The organism is Bacillus sp. ISL-39, from assembly GCF_018613295.1.
Lineage (GTDB): Bacteria > Bacillota > Bacilli > Bacillales > Cytobacillaceae > Mesobacillus.
Window position 1 is genome coordinate 501,720 of the sequence record NZ_JAGGQM010000002.1, and the last position, 17,392, is coordinate 519,111.

At 44.5% G+C, this 17,392-nt stretch carries 17 protein-coding genes; all 17 read right to left on the reverse strand.

Going from position 1 to position 17,392, the window contains the following annotated elements; translation table 11 throughout:
• Positions 1-39: 39 nt before the first annotated feature.
• A complete protein-coding gene (gene sucD / locus J7E37_RS04315; protein ID WP_215022673.1) occupies positions 40-942 on the reverse strand; it encodes a succinate--CoA ligase subunit alpha in 903 nt (300 codons plus the stop codon).
• A 22-nt stretch (positions 943-964) separates the two neighbouring features.
• Entirely contained in the window at positions 965-2,125 is a 1,161-nt protein-coding gene (gene sucC, locus J7E37_RS04320) for an ADP-forming succinate--CoA ligase subunit beta (protein WP_214777190.1), read from the reverse strand.
• Positions 2,126-2,425: 300 nt separating this feature from the next.
• The gene (locus J7E37_RS04325) at positions 2,426-2,710 is read right to left on the reverse strand and encodes an EscU/YscU/HrcU family type III secretion system export apparatus switch protein (protein WP_214777192.1); all 285 of its coding nucleotides are present in this window, start codon (positions 2,708-2,710) and stop codon (positions 2,426-2,428) included.
• Positions 2,707-4,563, reverse strand: coding sequence for a hypothetical protein (locus J7E37_RS04330; RefSeq protein WP_214777194.1), 1,857 nt, complete (start codon positions 4,561-4,563; stop codon positions 2,707-2,709). Before J7E37_RS04330 ends, J7E37_RS04325 begins: the two co-directional genes overlap by 4 nt.
• Before the next feature lie 21 nt (positions 4,564-4,584).
• Positions 4,585-5,355, reverse strand: a complete 771-nt coding sequence (locus tag J7E37_RS04335) for a ribonuclease HII (protein WP_214777197.1) — start codon at positions 5,353-5,355, stop codon at positions 4,585-4,587.
• 91 nt (positions 5,356-5,446) lie between these two features.
• On the reverse strand, positions 5,447-6,322 hold the full coding sequence (ylqF, locus tag J7E37_RS04340; protein WP_214777199.1) for a ribosome biogenesis GTPase YlqF: 876 nt from the start codon (positions 6,320-6,322) through the stop codon (positions 5,447-5,449).
• A gap of 60 nt (positions 6,323-6,382) precedes the next feature.
• Positions 6,383-6,937 (reverse strand): signal peptidase I, encoded by a 555-nt coding sequence (lepB, locus tag J7E37_RS04345; protein ID WP_214777201.1) that lies wholly within the window; start codon positions 6,935-6,937, stop codon positions 6,383-6,385.
• A 310-nt stretch (positions 6,938-7,247) separates the two neighbouring features.
• Positions 7,248-7,592 (reverse strand): 50S ribosomal protein L19, encoded by a 345-nt coding sequence (gene rplS / locus J7E37_RS04350; RefSeq protein ID WP_079508409.1) that lies wholly within the window; start codon positions 7,590-7,592, stop codon positions 7,248-7,250.
• A 130-nt stretch (positions 7,593-7,722) separates the two neighbouring features.
• On the reverse strand, positions 7,723-8,466 hold the full coding sequence (gene trmD / locus J7E37_RS04355; protein WP_251009435.1) for a tRNA (guanosine(37)-N1)-methyltransferase TrmD: 744 nt from the start codon (positions 8,464-8,466) through the stop codon (positions 7,723-7,725).
• Positions 8,463-8,981, reverse strand: a complete 519-nt coding sequence (gene rimM, locus J7E37_RS04360; protein ID WP_215022675.1) for a ribosome maturation factor RimM — start codon at positions 8,979-8,981, stop codon at positions 8,463-8,465. The genes trmD and rimM overlap by 4 nt, the downstream gene beginning before the upstream one ends.
• Before the next feature lie 7 nt (positions 8,982-8,988).
• On the reverse strand, positions 8,989-9,381 hold the full coding sequence (locus tag J7E37_RS04365; protein WP_214777205.1) for a YlqD family protein: 393 nt from the start codon (positions 9,379-9,381) through the stop codon (positions 8,989-8,991).
• A 729-nt stretch (positions 9,382-10,110) separates the two neighbouring features.
• Positions 10,111-10,341 (reverse strand): KH domain-containing protein, encoded by a 231-nt coding sequence (locus J7E37_RS04370; RefSeq protein ID WP_023614919.1) that lies wholly within the window; start codon positions 10,339-10,341, stop codon positions 10,111-10,113.
• A 14-nt stretch (positions 10,342-10,355) separates the two neighbouring features.
• Positions 10,356-10,628 (reverse strand): 30S ribosomal protein S16, encoded by a 273-nt coding sequence (gene rpsP, locus J7E37_RS04375; protein ID WP_215022677.1) that lies wholly within the window; start codon positions 10,626-10,628, stop codon positions 10,356-10,358.
• Between the two features lie 109 nt (positions 10,629-10,737).
• On the reverse strand, positions 10,738-12,090 hold the full coding sequence (ffh, locus tag J7E37_RS04380; protein ID WP_214777208.1) for a signal recognition particle protein: 1,353 nt from the start codon (positions 12,088-12,090) through the stop codon (positions 10,738-10,740).
• Positions 12,091-12,103: 13 nt separating this feature from the next.
• Positions 12,104-12,433, reverse strand: coding sequence for a putative DNA-binding protein (locus tag J7E37_RS04385; RefSeq protein ID WP_215022678.1), 330 nt, complete (start codon positions 12,431-12,433; stop codon positions 12,104-12,106).
• A 100-nt stretch (positions 12,434-12,533) separates the two neighbouring features.
• Positions 12,534-13,538, reverse strand: a complete 1,005-nt coding sequence (gene ftsY / locus J7E37_RS04390) for a signal recognition particle-docking protein FtsY (protein ID WP_214777212.1) — start codon at positions 13,536-13,538, stop codon at positions 12,534-12,536.
• 108 nt (positions 13,539-13,646) lie between these two features.
• Positions 13,647-17,213: a chromosome segregation protein SMC gene (smc, locus tag J7E37_RS04395; RefSeq protein ID WP_215022679.1), complete on the reverse strand. Its 3,567-nt coding sequence runs from the start codon at positions 17,211-17,213 to the stop codon at positions 13,647-13,649.
• Positions 17,214-17,392 lie beyond the last annotated feature (179 nt).

Genomic DNA, 17,392 nt, shown 5'->3' on the forward strand with positions numbered 1-17,392 from the left:
ACAGCCCCTCTGTAGGGAGGGACTGTCTGGTTTTATATTCTAGTGTGTTTTGCACTGATCGTAAAGGTCTTGTTCCTTCAAAACCTTGATCAGAGTTTCACCCATTACGGATGGCGTTTCAGCAACCTGGATGCCGCACTCGTTCATTACACGGATCTTTTCGTCTGCTGTACCCTTTCCGCCTGAAATGATCGCACCAGCATGGCCCATGCGCTTTCCAGGAGGTGCAGTTCTTCCGCCGATGAAGCCGACAACAGGCTTAGTCATGTTTGCCTTGACCCATTCAGCTGCTTCTTCTTCAGCTGTACCGCCGATTTCACCGATCATGATAACCGCATATGTGTCCGGATCTTCATTGAATGCCTTCAGGACATCGATGAAGTTTGTTCCGTTAACTGGGTCTCCGCCGATACCTACAGCTGTAGACTGTCCGATTCCAGCTTGTGTTAATTGGTGTACTGCTTCGTAAGTCAACGTTCCAGAACGTGATACAACGCCGACATGGCCTTTTGTATGGATATATCCAGGCATGATTCCAATCTTGCACTCATCAGGAGTGATGACACCCGGGCAGTTAGGTCCTACAAGGCGAGTCTTCTTGCCTTCCATGTAACGCTTCACCTTTACCATATCCAATACCGGAATATGCTCAGTGATACAGATTGCCAAATCAAGCTCGGCATCAACAGCTTCAACGATCGCATCCGCAGCAAATGGAGCCGGAACATAGATTACAGACGCATTAGCACCTGTTGCATCAACAGCTTCATGTACAGTATTGAATACAGGCACGCCTTCAACTTCTGTACCGCCCTTGCCTGGAGATGTTCCTCCAACAATTTTTGTACCATATTCAAGCATTTGTTTTGTATGGAAAAGGGCAGTAGAACCCGTAATCCCTTGAACAATGACCTTTGTATCTTTATTAATGAATACGCTCACGTCAAATTCTCTCCTTTCGATCCTACTTAACTAATGAAACGATTTTTTCAGCGCCGTCTGCCATTGATTCAGCAGCAATGATATTCAAGCCAGACTCATTAAGAATCTGTTTTCCAAGATCAACGTTCGTACCTTCAAGGCGAACGACAAGCGGAACCTCAAGTCCAACCTGCTTGGCAGCTTCCACGACACCAGTAGCGATTACATCACACTTCATGATGCCGCCGAAGATATTAACAAAGATTCCTTTTACGTTAGGATCTGAAAGGATGATTTTGAATGCTTCCGTTACTTTCTCAGCAGTAGCGCCGCCCCCAACATCAAGGAAGTTTGCAGGGTCTCCGCCATAATGCTTCACGATATCCATCGTTGCCATCGCAAGACCGGCACCGTTAACCATGCAGCCAATGTTTCCATCTAAAGAAATATAGCTCAGGTCATACTTCGATGCTTCGATTTCTTTTGGATCTTCTTCTTCAAGGTCGCGGTACTCAAGGACATCCTTCTGGCGGTATAGCGCGTTTGAATCAAAGTTCAACTTAGCGTCAAGTGCCATTACCTGTCCGTCACCAGTCACAACCAATGGGTTGATTTCAGCGATTGAGCAATCCTTTTCGACATAAGCGTTATATAAGCCCATCATGAACTTTACAGCCTGGCTGACTAGTTCTTTAGGGATGTTGATGTTGAAAGCGATACGGCGAGCCTGGTATGGCATAAGGCCTAATACAGGATCGATTTCTTCTTTGAAGATTTTTTCAGGAGTTGCTTCAGCAACCTCTTCGATCTCCGTTCCGCCTTCTTCAGAAGCCATCAGGACAACACGTGAAGTAGCACGGTCAAGCACAAGGCCTATATAGTACTCCTTCTTGATGTCACAGCCTTCCTCAATCAACAGGCGTTTTACTTCCTTGCCTTCCGGACCAGTCTGGTGAGTAACCAGCGTCTTGCCCAGAATCTCAGATGCATATGTACGTACTTCATCAAGGTTCTTTGCAACCTTGACACCGCCGGCTTTACCCCTTCCGCCAGCATGGATTTGGGCTTTTACGACAACTACTGATGACCCAAGCTCTTTAGCTGCTTCAACAGCTTCATCGACTGTAAAAGCAACCTTTCCATTCGGTACTTTTACCCCATATTTTCTGAGGATTTCTTTTCCTTGATACTCATGGACATTCATTTCCCATCCTCCTATCTATTAGGAAAACTCAATATTTCCAGAAACCTGAAAATACAATTTCCTAAGTAGAAAATATAATTCATTTAAATTTTTAAAAAATAGACTGCGCTTTCATTTTATATAATGAAATATTGATTGTCTACCATTATGATTTAAATATTTCCCCGTTATAAATATTGCAAAAAAACATCCGGGCAAATACCTGCCCAGACAAAAAGCCGGAAAGACTGTATTTCCCGGCTTTTGCTATGAAAAAACACGCTAAAAAAACTATACTGGATATTCTGGTTTGTGATATTATTATTTTTGTTTTCCTGCTTGTTTATCCAAATGATAGACAAAGGAAAATACTTCGGCTACTGCTTGATATAGCTCCTCTGGTATCCGCTCATTTAATTCAAGCTGACTCAACACTTCAACTAGTGATGGATCTTCCTGGATGGGAATATCATGGTCCTTCGCCTTTTCTATGATTTGTTCAGCCAGGATTCCTTTCCCCTTCGCCATCACTTTGGGTGCGTCCATACTTCCAGCATTATATCCCAGGGCAACTGCTGATTTCCTTGTATGCTTTGGTGGTTTCATATTTTAATATCCACTCCGCTATATTCTTTTTGGCTGTAAAAGTCGGACAGACTGCGCTGGTTTTTCCCTGACTGTGATTTTCCAGGGACATGGAAATGAACCGAGGACAAATGATAATTAATTTCCGCTAATTTTGATTTCAACACCGGCATCATTTGTTCTGACATTTTTTTCAGTGCTGCATTTTCGTTGAAAATCTGGACACTCATGACGCGATTCTGCACTTGCATATCAACAATTAGATCATTTAGATTTTCAAGCTTTAGGTAAAAGAGTACACGGCAAAAATCAGCGTCTATTTTTCCATCGCTGGTTTTTTTTCCGCTCCATTGCATTGTAAGCTCTGTCATTTTTTCACCTAATACAAAGGGGATTTGCACGACAAGCTGCTGGATCGGTCCAGCTTCCTGCGAAAGCAGCTGGAACCCTGTTAGTTTGTTCAAAAGCAGCTCTGAAGCCTCTTTGACAGCAGGTGGGGGATTCTCGTTCAATAGGCGAAGCACCAGGGATTTAAGTGTCTCCGATACTTGTGCCCTGCCAGTCTCTCCATCTTTTAAAACTTCGCCAAGCTGGTATTCGTAAGACAGGCCAAGTGATGACAGGAATTTTTTTATCTTCGTATCAGCGAGCAGCGCCGTGCCTGCTTCCTGCAGTGGCGGTGGCTGTTCTGCCTTGCTGATTGCTTCTGAAAGCAGCTGTGCATGCAAGCCTGTTAAATTGCCAGATTGAGGCTGGCCCGCGGCCTTAAGCATGTCCATTCCAGCTTGTCTCCACCCATCCTTTCCTCCCAGCAGGATGGACAGAGATTCTCCATCACTCACCATCGACAATATCTGTTTGAAAGCCTGGAGTCCTTGCTGAAACTCCGATTCTTTTCCCGGCGCTCGGTAGAATAGCATTTTAAGTGATTCTACAAGCTCATTGACAGAAAGGTTTTTTTCAGGAATCAAGCTTGAAATCATTTGTATGGCTAAGGACCTTTCTCCATTGTTAATATGGGTAATGATATTTTTAACATAATTCAGCCCTTCTGGAAGTTCATCTCCGGATGTGCCATAGCTTTGAAGCTTCGCAAGCATCTGTTGCAAAACAAGGCTTTCACTGCCTCTTGAACTAATCGCCCCAAGCTGTTTTAGCAGTTCGAGAGCACCTTGACTCTCCTTGCCGTCCTGTTTAAGCCAGATTGCTGCTAAATTATTCAGGGCTGCTTCAGAAGTCAGTATTTTATTGGACGGAAGCATTTCATTCAGTAGTTTTTTGAGACTTGCACCTGCATCTGAATTCAACGCTGGATCTAAGGCCTTTTCAAGCTTGTCCATCAAGAGGACAAGTGATTGTTCTTTTGTGGTGGTATACACGGCCTCAAACGCCGCCTGTGTAACTGGAATGCCCCTCGTCAGGATCAACTTCATGGCATCCTGGCCGGCACTGCGTGAATCCACCGAACTTAACCACTCTGATGCCTGCTTTAAAAGTTCACGGTTTACCGGTAGCTGCTCCTTAATAAAAAAGCGTACCAGCTCAATGTTTTCCTTTGTCGGCTGGATTGAAAATTCTCCAAGGATCTTTGCCAGGCTTCCCGGCTGGCCCTTATCCTCAGTACCTGAACCAATCACCTTTAAATGGACCTTCCCATCTCCAGGCTGTACCTGGAACCAATAACGTTGATTTGCTGACAATGGCGCTTCTAATTGGGCAATCATTTTTTGGTTCCCGATCTGCACTTCAGCTACCTGCTCAGGGTACAGCTTCAGGATTTTTCCATTGATAATTTGTCCGGGCCGGAATTCAGCTGTTGTTATTTGTTGTGTTGTTTTCTGGTTAAATAGGCCTTGAAGCGCTCCAGTTTCCATGGTCCACCTGCTTTGCAAGTTTTACTGAATGCACTCTCTTACAGGAGCGAAAGTCTTCCTGTGGTGCTCCGTCACACCATACTCTCTGAGGGCATTCAAGTGTTCAGCGGTTCCATACCCCATATTTGCCCCGAATCCATATTGGGGATAATCCAAACTTAGTTCTTTCATCAGCCTGTCCCTTGTTACTTTGGCAATAATGGAAGCTGCCGCGATGGATATGCTTCTGGAATCACCTTTAATCAATGCTTCATACGGATAAGGTGTGTCCAGCTTTACGGCATCTATCAATAAATAATCGGGAGTGACCCCTAATTGGTTGACAGCAGTAAGCATCGCTTTTTTGCTGGCCTGGAGAATATTGATTTCATCTATCTCCCCGGCACTGATTATTCCGACTCCGACAGCAAGAGCTTCAGCCATGATGACCTCAAAATATTCATCCCTTTTTGATTCTGACAGTTTTTTAGAATCATTGAGACCTGGAAGATAAAAACTCTCCGGCAGGATGACGGCACCTGCAACGACTGGCCCGGCTAACGGTCCCCGTCCGGCCTCATCGATTCCAGCAATATTCCGGAAACCTTCGGATCGGTATTTCCTTTCAAAGGAAGTCATGTTGATGAATTGCTCATGGACTTGCTTCTTCAACTCTTCCTGTTTTTCCCATTTTAAGACAAGTTTTTGCACGCCTTTGCGGCTGTCTTTTTTTAAGCTTTTCAGGAATTCCTTGTTTATTTCCTCTTCCCCGAATAGCTGATGTTCAATTTCACCAATTGTATATTTCTCCATGAAAATTTTCTCCTAAAATACTTCTTTATTATGTATCGGCAGTTTAAACCAAAAATAAAGGCCCTGAGCTCAGGACCTTTATTTTTGGGGTTTAACTTTCTATCTCATCCACAGAGTTTAAATCCTCAGGTCGTTCAAAGGATAGCGGACCTAGTTTTTCTGTTCGTATTTCCCTGATCACAAGCTCTGCGACTTTGTCATAATCAACGTATCCCCCGGGCATCCTGCAGCCGCGGAAATCGCCAATCTGATCAAAGAGCTCCACAATCTCCTCGGGGAGCTCGGAAAGCTTATATCTCTCCTGGAGGCGTTCTGGATAATGCTTTTCCAGGAATCTTAAAGCATATACGGCCAAATCCTGAAGATTAAGGATTGTATCCTTGATTGCTCCTGTTACTGCAAGCTTTGCACCTACTTCCTGGTCCTCAAACTTCGGCCAAAGAATTCCCGGAGTATCGAGCAGTTCCAGCTCCTTGCCCACTTTGATCCATTGCTGTGATTTTGTGACGCCAGGCCTGTTACCGGTCTGGGCAATATTTTTTCCGGCAAGCCTGTTGATCAGCGTCGATTTCCCAGCGTTAGGGATTCCGACAATCATCGCCCGAATTGCCCTCGGATTGACCCCTTTTGACTTCAGGCGGTCAAACTTGTCCTTCAGGAGGACCTTGGACTCCTGGACGATTTGCTTAAGCCCAGTACCGGCCTGAGAGTTGATCGCAAGAGCCGTGATACCTTTTTTACGGTAATACCGCAGCCATTGTTCTGTAACAGCTTTATCGGCCATATCCGCTTTATTCAGTAAAACGATTCTTGGTTTGTGCTGTATGATTTCATCAATCATAGGATTTCTGGACGAATACGGGATCCGCGCATCCACCAATTCATAAATGACATCCACGAGCTTTAATTTTTCCGTGACCTCTCTGCGAGCCTTCGCCATATGGCCTGGAAACCATTGGATCGTCAAAGCAGTCACCTCCCATCTATTATGTAAACTTTCGTATGCCTTTTGGAGTGCTATTATTCCCTAGTCTATCGTACGTATATCCTCAATTGGCCAGTAGATGATGCTAGTCTTGCCCAGCACCTCATCAAATGGTACAGTGCCAATGTGGCGGCTATCCTTGCTGAAACGGCGATTATCGCCCATGACGAAAAGATGGCCTTCAGGAACAGTCTCCCTGCCGATCTTCTCTTCCAGTGTGAATGGATCTGTCAGCGGTCCATCAATCACTTGTTCTTTATATTCTTCCAAGTATGGTTCTTCGTATGCTTTCCCATTCACATACAGCGTATCATTTTTATATTCTACTTTATCGCCTGGAAGGCCGATTACTCTTTTTATGTAATCTTTGTTCTCGGGTGCATGAAAGACGATGATATCGAATCTTTCTGGCTCCCCAATTTTATAGCTGAGCTTGTTAACGATCATCCGGTCCTGGTCATGGAGCGTAGGCATCATGGATAATCCGTCTACCACTATTGGAGCAAATAAAAAGTATCGAATAACTGCTGCCAGCACGACAGCAATCAGGAGTGCCTTCGTCCATTCCCATAGTTCATTCTTCTTTTTCTCGGCCATTCTTTTCCCACCATTCCGATATAAATGTTGTTTGAGTACATAACTTTATTTTACATAAGTCAGACAAGATAAACACGATGGGCGATAATTTTTTAAAATAAATTTAATAAAGCTCTTTTTCGAAAACTTTGTTCTAGGTACGACCAAAGTAAAAACCGGCACCTGGTTTTTACGAGTATGTATGCCACACTAATTTAAACGCTCCTTGAAAAGAGCCCATATGCGGTTTCATTTTATTAGCATTTCGCCAGGAAAAGAAACTGAATGAAAAAGGAGCTTGGCTAGGCAAGCTCCTTTTTGACATTCATTCTTATCGAATTTCTTTGATACGAGCTTTCTTACCACGCAGGTTACGCAGGTAGTAAAGTTTCGCACGGCGGACTTTACCGCGGCGGATAACTTCAAGCTTCGCAATTTTTGGTGTGTGAACAGGGAAAGTACGCTCTACGCCTACTCCGTAAGAAACTTTACGTACTGTAAAAGTTTCGCTGATTCCACCGCCACGACGCTTAATCACTACACCTTCAAACAACTGGATACGTTCGCGAGTTCCTTCAACAACCTTAACGTGTACACGTACAGTGTCACCAGGACGGAAAGATGGAAGATCAGTGCGAAGTTGTGCTTTTGTGATTTCTTCGATTAATTGTTGCATCGTATTCAACTCCTCCCACGAATGCTCTTGCACACTTTCATTGCAGCGGAACATTGTTATAAGTGGCATTCAGCACGTTTGCTTTTAGCCACAAGAAGTATCTTAACATAAACAGGGCCTGACTGCAATATTATTCAATCATTTTTATCAGTTCATCAAGCCATTTTTTTTGCTGTTCTGTCAGCTCTGCCTCATCAAAAAGATCTGGCCTGCGCTGCAGGGTTCTTCTTAAGCTCTCCTTTGTCCGCCACTCATCGATCAACTTATGGTTGCCAGAGACCAGAACATCCGGGACCTTCAATCCGCGGAAGTCTGCCGGTCTTGTATAATGGGGGTGCTCAAGCAGACCAGTGCTGAAAGAATCCTGGATATGGGACTCTTCGCTGCCAAGTACACCTGGAAGCAGGCGCACGACACTGTCGATGACAACCATCGCGCCAAGCTCCCCGCCGGTCAGGACATAATCTCCGATTGAAATCTCGTCAGTGATGACATGTTCCCGAATTCGCTCATCATACCCCTCATAATGGCCGCAAATAAAAATCAAATGATCTTCCTTTGCCAGCTCTTCCGCTTTCCTCTGCGTATACCGTTCACCCTGAGGGCACATAAGGATTACCCTTGGGGAAGTGCTTTTTGCGCGCTCCTTTAAATTGGATACGGCATCGAAAATCGGCTGAGGCTTTAACACCATGCCAGCACCGCCGCCATATGGATAGTCATCCACTGTCTGGTGCTTGTTATCGGCAAAGTCACGGAAATTGACGACATTGTACCCGGCAGCTCCTTTTTCAGCAGCCTTTTTCAAGATTGAAGAGCCAAACACACCCTCAAACATTTCTGGAAAAATAGACAGGACATCGATGTTTATCATGAAAGCAGCCCTTCCATTGGCTCAATTTCAATAATCTTTTCCTTGATGTTTACCTTTTTCACGATGTCCTCGATATATGGAATCAGGAGTTCCTTGCCATTTGCTCCCTTAACAACCCAGACGTCATTGGCACCCGGAGTGAGGATTTCAATTACCTTGCCAAGTTCTTCACCGTCAGTCGTTACCATGTTGCAGCCAATAATATCCTGGAAATAAAATTCGCCTTCCGCAAGGATGCCGCGCTGTGTCTCTGGAACCTTAAGGATGCCGCCCTTCATTTTCTCTACCTGATTGACATTGTCGAAGCCTTCAAATGTCAGCAGGTTGAAATTCTTATGGGTCCTATGGCTTTTCACTACCAATTCCTCCGGCTCCTTTGAACCGGGCATGAATAAGAATAGAGTATTCCCTATCTTATACCGTTCCTCCGGAAAGTCAGTCCTTGATATCACTCTAACTTCCCCGCGGATGCCATGTGTATTAACAATCTTTCCGACATTAAAATACTTTTCCATTATCCAATCACCTCTCGCGTATTTCGGCCACGATACCATCTTTCACAATAATAGTCTTTCCTGAAAGAAACTCATCCCATTGGTCGCCAACACCAACCTCGACAATCCCTTGCAGCTCCGTTTCTTTAATTTCACTCCCAAGCGGAAGAATATGTAGTTGTTCTATTTGAAAATCCAGGAGCTTGATTTTTTCTTTATGGACTTTAATTTCTTGCTCAAAATGCTTCTTCAATGTTTCAGGCGGAAACTTCCTGGATTTTTCGAGCTTCTTCAATTCAAATCTCAATTGATCGCATTCCTTCTGCAGCTGGAGCTTTCTGGAGTGATATTTTTGGTGGATTCTTTCCTTGCTCTCTTCTGTCAGTACCTGTTTGACAACGATTGTTTGCAGTACCTTCAAAGCATTTCCTCCTTAAAGCCAAGCTGGCAAAGCATTTTCCTTTATGGCTGCGCCAATGCTTTTATCCTTATGACTTGTTCCGGACACTCGGTTTATTAAGAAGCATGAAGTTATTGGGGCACCATTTTCGTTCTTCTTAGAACGGTTATTTTGGTTTCGTGTTCATACAGGCTTTATTGAGACACTTTTTTCGACCAGCCATTTGGTTTCGTGTTCCAATAACCCGTATTAAGACACTTTTTTCAAACGGACATCTAGTTTCGTGTTCCAATTACCTGTATTGAGACACTTTTTTCGACCAGCCATTTGATTTTGTGTTCCAATAACCCGTATTGAGACACTTTTTTCAAACGGTCATCTAGTTTCGTGTTCCAATTACCTGTATTAAGACACTTTTTTCAAACGGTCATCTAGTTTCGTGTTCCAATTACCTGTATTAAGACACCTTTTTCGACCAGCCCTTTGATTTTGTGTTCCAATAACCCGTATTGAGACACATTTTCTATCCTAGTATTCTCTTTCATGTTGCAATAACTCATTCTCCTATTGAATCACTCGCTCTAATGAATAAGTCGTTAACTAAATCTGCCCGGACACCAATATAACTCTGTGCTCTACGGTAATTCATTATACCTTAATTCTCTGGAAATAGAAAAAAGGAGGGTTACCCCTCCCTTTTTAGTACAATCAACTATAGAATTTTCTATACCCTGCTTGCGCAGATGATTGTTATTCGACGATTTCCAAGAAAATCTTCTTTTGCTGTGATGAGCCTGCTGCATAGACTACTGTTCGAATCGCCTTTGCAACGCGTCCCTGCTTACCAATTACTTTGCCCATATCACTTTTGTTAACGGAAAGCTTATAGGTAACGCGCTGATCCTCTTCATGTTCATTTACATGGACATCTTCAGGAAAATCAACAAGTGGCTTCACGATCGTCTCGATTAATTCTTTCATGGGCATGTCCACAATTACTTGCTAAGCTTTGAGTTGTGGAATTTTTCCATGATACCTTGCTTAGAGAACAAGTTACGCACTGTATCAGATGGTTTTGCACCGTCGTTCAACCACTTAAGAACCAACTCTTCGTTAAGTTCAACCTTTGCTGGTTGTTCAACCGGGTTGTAAGTTCCTACAGACTCGATGAAACGGCCGTCACGTGGTGAACGTGAATCAGCTACTACGATACGATAGAAAGGAGACTTTTTAGCTCCCATACGCTTTAAACGAATTTTTACTGCCATTTTAAATAAGCACCTCCGAATAGTTTCACACAAGATAGAATAATACCAAATTGAAAACAGCTTGTAAAGGGTTTTTTCTTTACAGACTGAAAATACCTGAAATTACAAGTTAAAAAGGGTTGAACGGCATCTTGAAACCGCCCTTTTTCTTGCCTTTTTGCTGCATGTTCGTCATCTGCTTCATCATCTTTTTCATGTCTTCGAATTGCTTGAGCAGGCGGTTAACTTCCTGGATGGATGTACCGCTACCCTTCGCGATCCGTTTCCGCCTGTTGGCGTTGATGATTTCCGGATGAGTCTTTTCGTTGGCCGTCATTGACTGAATGATCGCCTCAACATGCGAGATTTGCTTCTCATCGATTTGAAGATTGTTCATGCCCTTGATCTTATTCGCACCCGGCATCATTTTCAGGATTTCATCCAATGGCCCCATCTTCTTCACCTGACCAAGCTGGTCCAGGAAGTCATCAAGGGTAAATGATGCTGTGCGCATTTTTTTCTCGAGCTCTTTCGCTTTTTCTTCATCGACGTTTGCCTGAGCTTTTTCAATCAGCGTCAGGACGTCACCCATGCCCAGGATCCTTGAAGCCATCCTTTCTGGGTGGAATGCTTCGAGAGCATCAAGCTTTTCACCAAGACCAACAAACTTGATAGGAGTATTGGTAACAGCGCGGATTGACAGCGCGGCACCACCTCGTGTATCACCGTCAAGCTTTGTCAGGACGACACCAGTCAAGCCTAGCTGTTCATTGAAGCTCTGGGCAACATTGACGGCATCCTGACCTGTCATCGCATCGACGACAAGGAAGATTTCATCTGGCTTTGAAAGCTCTTTGATCTGCTTAAGCTCATCCATCAAGTTTTCGTCCACATGAAGACGGCCCGCAGTATCGATCAGGACATAATCATTGTGGTCTTCCTTCGCCTTGGCAATTGCCTGCTTAGCGATTTCAACTGGGCTGACCTGGTCTCCAAGTGAGAAAACCGGCATGCTCAATTGCTTGCCAAGCGTTTCCAGCTGCTTGATGGCAGCAGGACGATAGATATCCGCCGCTACAAGCAAAGGCTTTCGGTTATATTTTTTGCGCAGAAGATTGGCAAGCTTTCCAGTTGTAGTTGTCTTACCTGCACCTTGAAGTCCGACCATCATGATGACTGTCGGCGGTCGATTGGAGGCAGCGATCTTGCTTTGCTCTCCGCCCATCAGCTCGGTAAGTTCTTCTTTAACAACCTTAATGACCTGCTGTCCTGGAGTCAGACTCTTAACAACTTCTTGGCCGATTGCCCTTTCAGTGACTTTTTTGACAAAGTCTTTAACAACTTTAAAGTTAACGTCAGCCTCTAGAAGAGCCAGACGGACCTCTCGCATCATTTCTTTTACATCCGCTTCGGAGACCTTGCCTTTTCCGCGGATCTTTTGCATCGTATTTTGCAGTCGGTCGGCCAATCCTTCAAATGCCATATCATGTGCCTCCCTAGTCTAATTTCTCAAGCTCGGCTATCATTTCAATTAAAGTACGGCTGTTCTCTTCATTGCCCGCAAGCTCTTTCATTTTAGAAATCAGCTCGATTCTTCTCTGGAATTTTTCGAACAACAACAGCTTCTTTTCATACTCCTCGAGCATCGCTTCCGTACGTTTGATGTTGTCGTATACAGCCTGCCGGCTAACATCATACTCTTCAGCAATCTCCCCGAGGGAATAGTCATCAAGATAGTATAAAGCCATATAACTGCTTTGTTTTGGAGTCAGCAATGCCTGATAAAAGTCATACAAATAATTCATGCGGTTCGTTTTCTCAAGCATTTCGATTCCCCCATGTTAAGTGAAATACCTTTACATTAAGAGTTTACACACGATCATCTTCCCTGTCAAGAAAAGTTCTTTACACCAATTTGCTGGTATATCAAGATTCTTCCGCAGCTTCCTCTTCCTCGATCAGGTCAGCAAACAGTCCATAAACATACCTTTCAGCATCAAATTCCTGAAGGTCATCCATTTTTTCTCCCAGCCCTACAAATTTTACCGGAATGTTCAGCTCATTGCGGATTGCAAGTACAATTCCGCCCTTAGCCGTTCCATCAAGTTTTGTAAGGACAATACCGCTTACGTCAGTTGCTTCTTTGAATGTTTTAGCCTGGATCAACGCGTTCTGTCCAGTAGTGGCATCAAGCACTAGAAGTACTTCATGAGGAGCTCCCGGCACCTCACGTTCTATGACACGCTTTACCTTTTCAAGCTCTTTCATTAGGTTTACCTTGTTTTGCAATCTGCCGGCTGTATCACAGATCAGGATATCAGCCTTTCTTGACTTCGCAGACTGGACGGCATCATACATGACAGCTGCCGGATCAGACCCTTCAGCCTGCTTGATGACATCGACACCAACGCGCTCACCCCAGACTTCAAGCTGCTCGATTGCACCTGCACGGAATGTATCTCCTGCAGCAAGCAGGACATTCTTCCCTTCATTCTTGAATTTATGGGCTAATTTGCCGATGGTTGTAGTTTTGCCGACACCATTGACACCTACGAACAAAATGACTGTCAACTCGTCTTCCTGAATGTTGAGCTGGAAAGAGTCATCATCAGACCCGTTCTCATAGATCTCAACGAGCTTCTCGGAGATAACCCCCTGGACTTCTTTTGTGTCCTGGATGTTTCGGCGCTTGACCTCTTTTTTCAGCTCCTCGATTAATTCCATTACTGTTTCAAAGCCAACGTCTGCCTGAATCAAAATTTCTTCAAGCTCTTCGAAAAATTCCTCATCTACTTTACGATAGCGCGAAACAAGGTCATTTACTTTATTGGAGAAGTTATCCCTTGTTTTGGTCAAGCCATCTTTAAATTTCTCTGTGACAGTCTCAGTCTGTGTCGTGAACTTTTCTTTTAATTTCTTAAAAAAACTCATGGTTCCATCGCCTTCCTGCTTTATTTCAATTAAAACCCTGCTCCGCTACGAGAATTTACCAGATGCAGCCTCTACCTCCTCGAGCCCGGAACAAGGTGCTTGCAATTTTTAACTTTTCACTAGTTCTTTCGAATCTTCAAGCCTTACGGATACCAGCTTGGAGACTCCTGACTCCTGCATGGTTACACCATAAAGGACATCCGCTTCCTCCATGGTACCTTTACGGTGAGTAATGACGATAAATTGAGTTTCTTCACGGTATTTCTTCAGGTATTGAGCGAAACGGTATACATTGGCTTCATCCAATGCAGCTTCCACCTCATCCAGGATACAGAATGGTACAGGACGAACCTTCAAAATGGAGAACAGCAGGGCAATCGCAGTCAACGCCCGCTCACCGCCAGATAATAATCCAAGGTTTTGCAGCTTCTTTCCAGGTGGCTGGGCAACTATTTCAACCCCGGTGTTCAGCAGGTCATCTGGCTGTGTCAGCCGCAGGTCCGCTCGGCCGCCCCCGAATAAAGCCTGGAACACAGACTCGAAGTGTGAGCGGATCGCAGTGAAAGTCTGTTCAAAGCGCTTTTTCATTTCATGGTCCATTTCCCCGATGACAAGGAATAATGTGTCCTTTGCTTCCTGGAGATCATTCTTCTGCTCCAGAAGGAATTCATAACGCTCTGAGACACGGTCGTATTCTTCAATTGCGCCAAGGTTCACCGTTCCCAGTTCCTCAATCGCCATTTTGATCAGCTTTACTTTTCTCCTTGCCTCATCGGCCGGGATTGTCAGCGGATATTGTTCCTTCGCCGCTTCATATGAAAGCAGATATTCCTCTCTTAGATGAGCAAGCTTATTATCCAGTTCGACATCAAGCCTGTTCAGTTTTACCTCCTCATCCTTAAGCACTTCGTTAATGCCCTTGAGAAGTCTCCTTAGCTCCTTTGACTCCAACTCCTGGTCCTCTAGCTTATTTTGAAGCTCAAGGCGCTCATTCCTGCGTGAAGAAATCAGCTTAAGCGTTTCATTTTTGTCCTGCAGCTTTCTTTTTGCCGCTTCTTCCAGTTGGGTTTCCCCGGATGAACTATCGGTCATTTCGGAGGAAAGAAGAGATAGATCTTCTTTCAGGATATCCAATTTTCTGGATTGGTCATCTGACTGTAAAACTGCAGAACCCAGCTTTTCCTTTACATGGGAGAGCTGTTCTTTCTTGGATGCCAGGTTGATTTTCAGATCACTGATTTCAGAAATCAGCGTATCCTTGGAAGTTGAGTTAGAGTTCTTCAGCTTCGTCAGGCGTTCTATTTCTTTATCGAATTGAACAAGATCCTGATGGAACTTAGCCAATAAACCATCGAGTTCAACCAATCTGGATTCTAGCTTTTCCTTGTCTGAGTCGAGCTGGGTCTTTTCAGAATCGTATACCGATAAACGTTCATTGATATTTTTCTGCTCCAGCTCCACTTCCCGCAGGTCACCCTTCAAGCTCTGCTGCTTAAAGCGAAGCTCTTCCCCTGCTTTCCGCAGTGCCTCCAGCCTTATTTCACTGTTTTGTGTTTCAGCCTTCAATGATTTCACTTTCGATTCAAGCAGGCTTGTCTTTTCTTCCATTTCGGCTAGCTTATTTGTTAAATCCTCTAATTCGCCCTTACGGCTGAGCAATGAACTCGATTTCTGTTTTACTGCTCCCCCAGTCATCGACCCACCGGTGTTCACCACATCTCCATCAAGTGTGACGATTCGGCTGCGGTATTGAAGCAGTTTGGCAATTTCATTTGCGCCTTTTAAATCCCTGGCAATCACTACATTGCCAAGCAAGCTTTTTACGACTTCAGCATACTTTTGATCATATTGAATCAGATCGGCAGCAGTGCCAATATATGCACTGTTATCCGCAAGAAGTGCGAGCTGTGAAGAAGCCAGATATTTCCCTTTGATGATGCTTAGCGGGAGGAATGTAGCCCTGCCGAATGATTTTTGCTTCAGGAACTGGATTGCAGCTCTCGCATTCTCTTCATTCTGGACAACAATATGCTGCATCGCCCCGCCAAGAGCTGTTTCAATCGCCGTTTCATATTGTTTAGGAACATGGATTAATTCAGCAATCGCACCTTCTATACCATGAAGACGGGTATCCCTGGCCTTCAGCACTTCCTTTACGCCTTGGAAAAAGCCCGAATAATCCTCTTCCATTTCTTCAAGCATTTCTTTTTTTGATTTAGCTTGCTGCAAGTACTGATATGCCTGATACAGTGTTTTCTCTTGCTTCTCGTAGTTATTCCTTAAGGATTCAAGCTTCTTCTGTTCTTCAAAAAAGATTCTAGCCTGCTCCTCCAACTCCTGCTGTGAAGACGCGACCTTTTTCTCTATTTCCGCTTTTCTCTCATTGATTTCATCTCGAATTGAGACAAAGCGATCATTGTCATTGTCCAGCCTCGAACCTTTGGCTGCTTGCTGCTGCAGCTGTTGCTCAATATAAATCTTCTCATTTTTGGCGCCGGCCTGTTCGTTCAGCACCTCGATGTAGTCACTTTTTATTGAATCGATTTTATGCTCGACATCTTCGCTGTAAAGCTTTAACTGCTCCTGCTTCTGTTGAAGCTCTTTCTGGAGAGCAGAAGCTTCTTCCGCTAATACAGAAACAGATTCTTCATACTCGGCCTTCTGGTTTTCCAGCAGTGCAACAGAAGAGGTCAGCTCCTCAATATTCTTTTCGAGCTGCCCTTTGTTTTGCGATGCATTCTTTTTTCGTTCCTTGAGAACCTCTCTTCTGCCTTCCAGCTTTTCAAGCTCCTCGCTGGCATGCAGGAGCACGTTCTGCAAATCGCTGACCGATTCATCCAGCGCGGCAAGCTGGTCCCTCATTTTTTCTATTTCCGCTTCTTTTTTCTGCAGGACGGCAGATTGTTTGATTTCATCTTCTTTATGCTGTTCAAGCTGCCTGGACAGCTGCTCCCATCGGCCATGGAGGTCTTCAATCTCAAAAGCAGTCAGCGCTACTTCTATCTGTTCTAGCTCTTCTTTTTGCTGTAGATAATCCTTTGCAATCGAAGCCTGGATTTTCAGCGGCTCTACCTGACCTTCTAGTTCATGGATGATGTCCGTTACCCGATTTAAATTCTCCTGCGTTTCAAAAAGCTTGCTTTCCGCTTTCTTCTTGCGGGATTTATATTTAAGAACACCCGCAGCTTCCTCAAATATCGTCCTGCGGTCCTCAGGCTTGCTGTTGAGGATTTCCTCAACCCTGCCCTGGCTGATAATGGAGAAAGCTTCACGGCCAAGGCCGGAATCCATGAACAAATCAACAATATCCTTAAGTCGGCAATTCTGTTTGTTGATTAAATATTCACTGTCACCTGAACGGTAGACACGACGGGTTACGCTCACTTCATTGTAATCCAGCGGCAAGGATTGATCTTCGTTATCGAGAGTTAATGTTACTTCTGCAAAATTCAGCGGCTTCCGCGAATCACTTCCGGCAAAGATGATATCTTCCATTTTTGCCCCGCGGAGCGACTTGGCTGATTGTTCCCCCAGAACCCAGCGGATGGAATCAGTAATATTGCTTTTCCCACTTCCATTGGGCCCTACCACAGCAGTCACACCTGGAACGAATTCTACTGAAATCCTCTCGGCAAACGATTTAAATCCGACCACATCTAATCGTTTTAAAAACAATATGGCTCTCCCTTTCCAGTTAAACTATTTCTCTAAGATGACATTCGAAAAGCGTAAGCGCCTTGTCCAGCCCCGACAAGCGCTGGAGGGCCGACCATAGAAGTCGTTCTTTGACTTCATTGGGCGGACCGAAGCGCTCGAGGGGCTAGGCGCTGGAGCTAGACAGTTTTGGATTATTG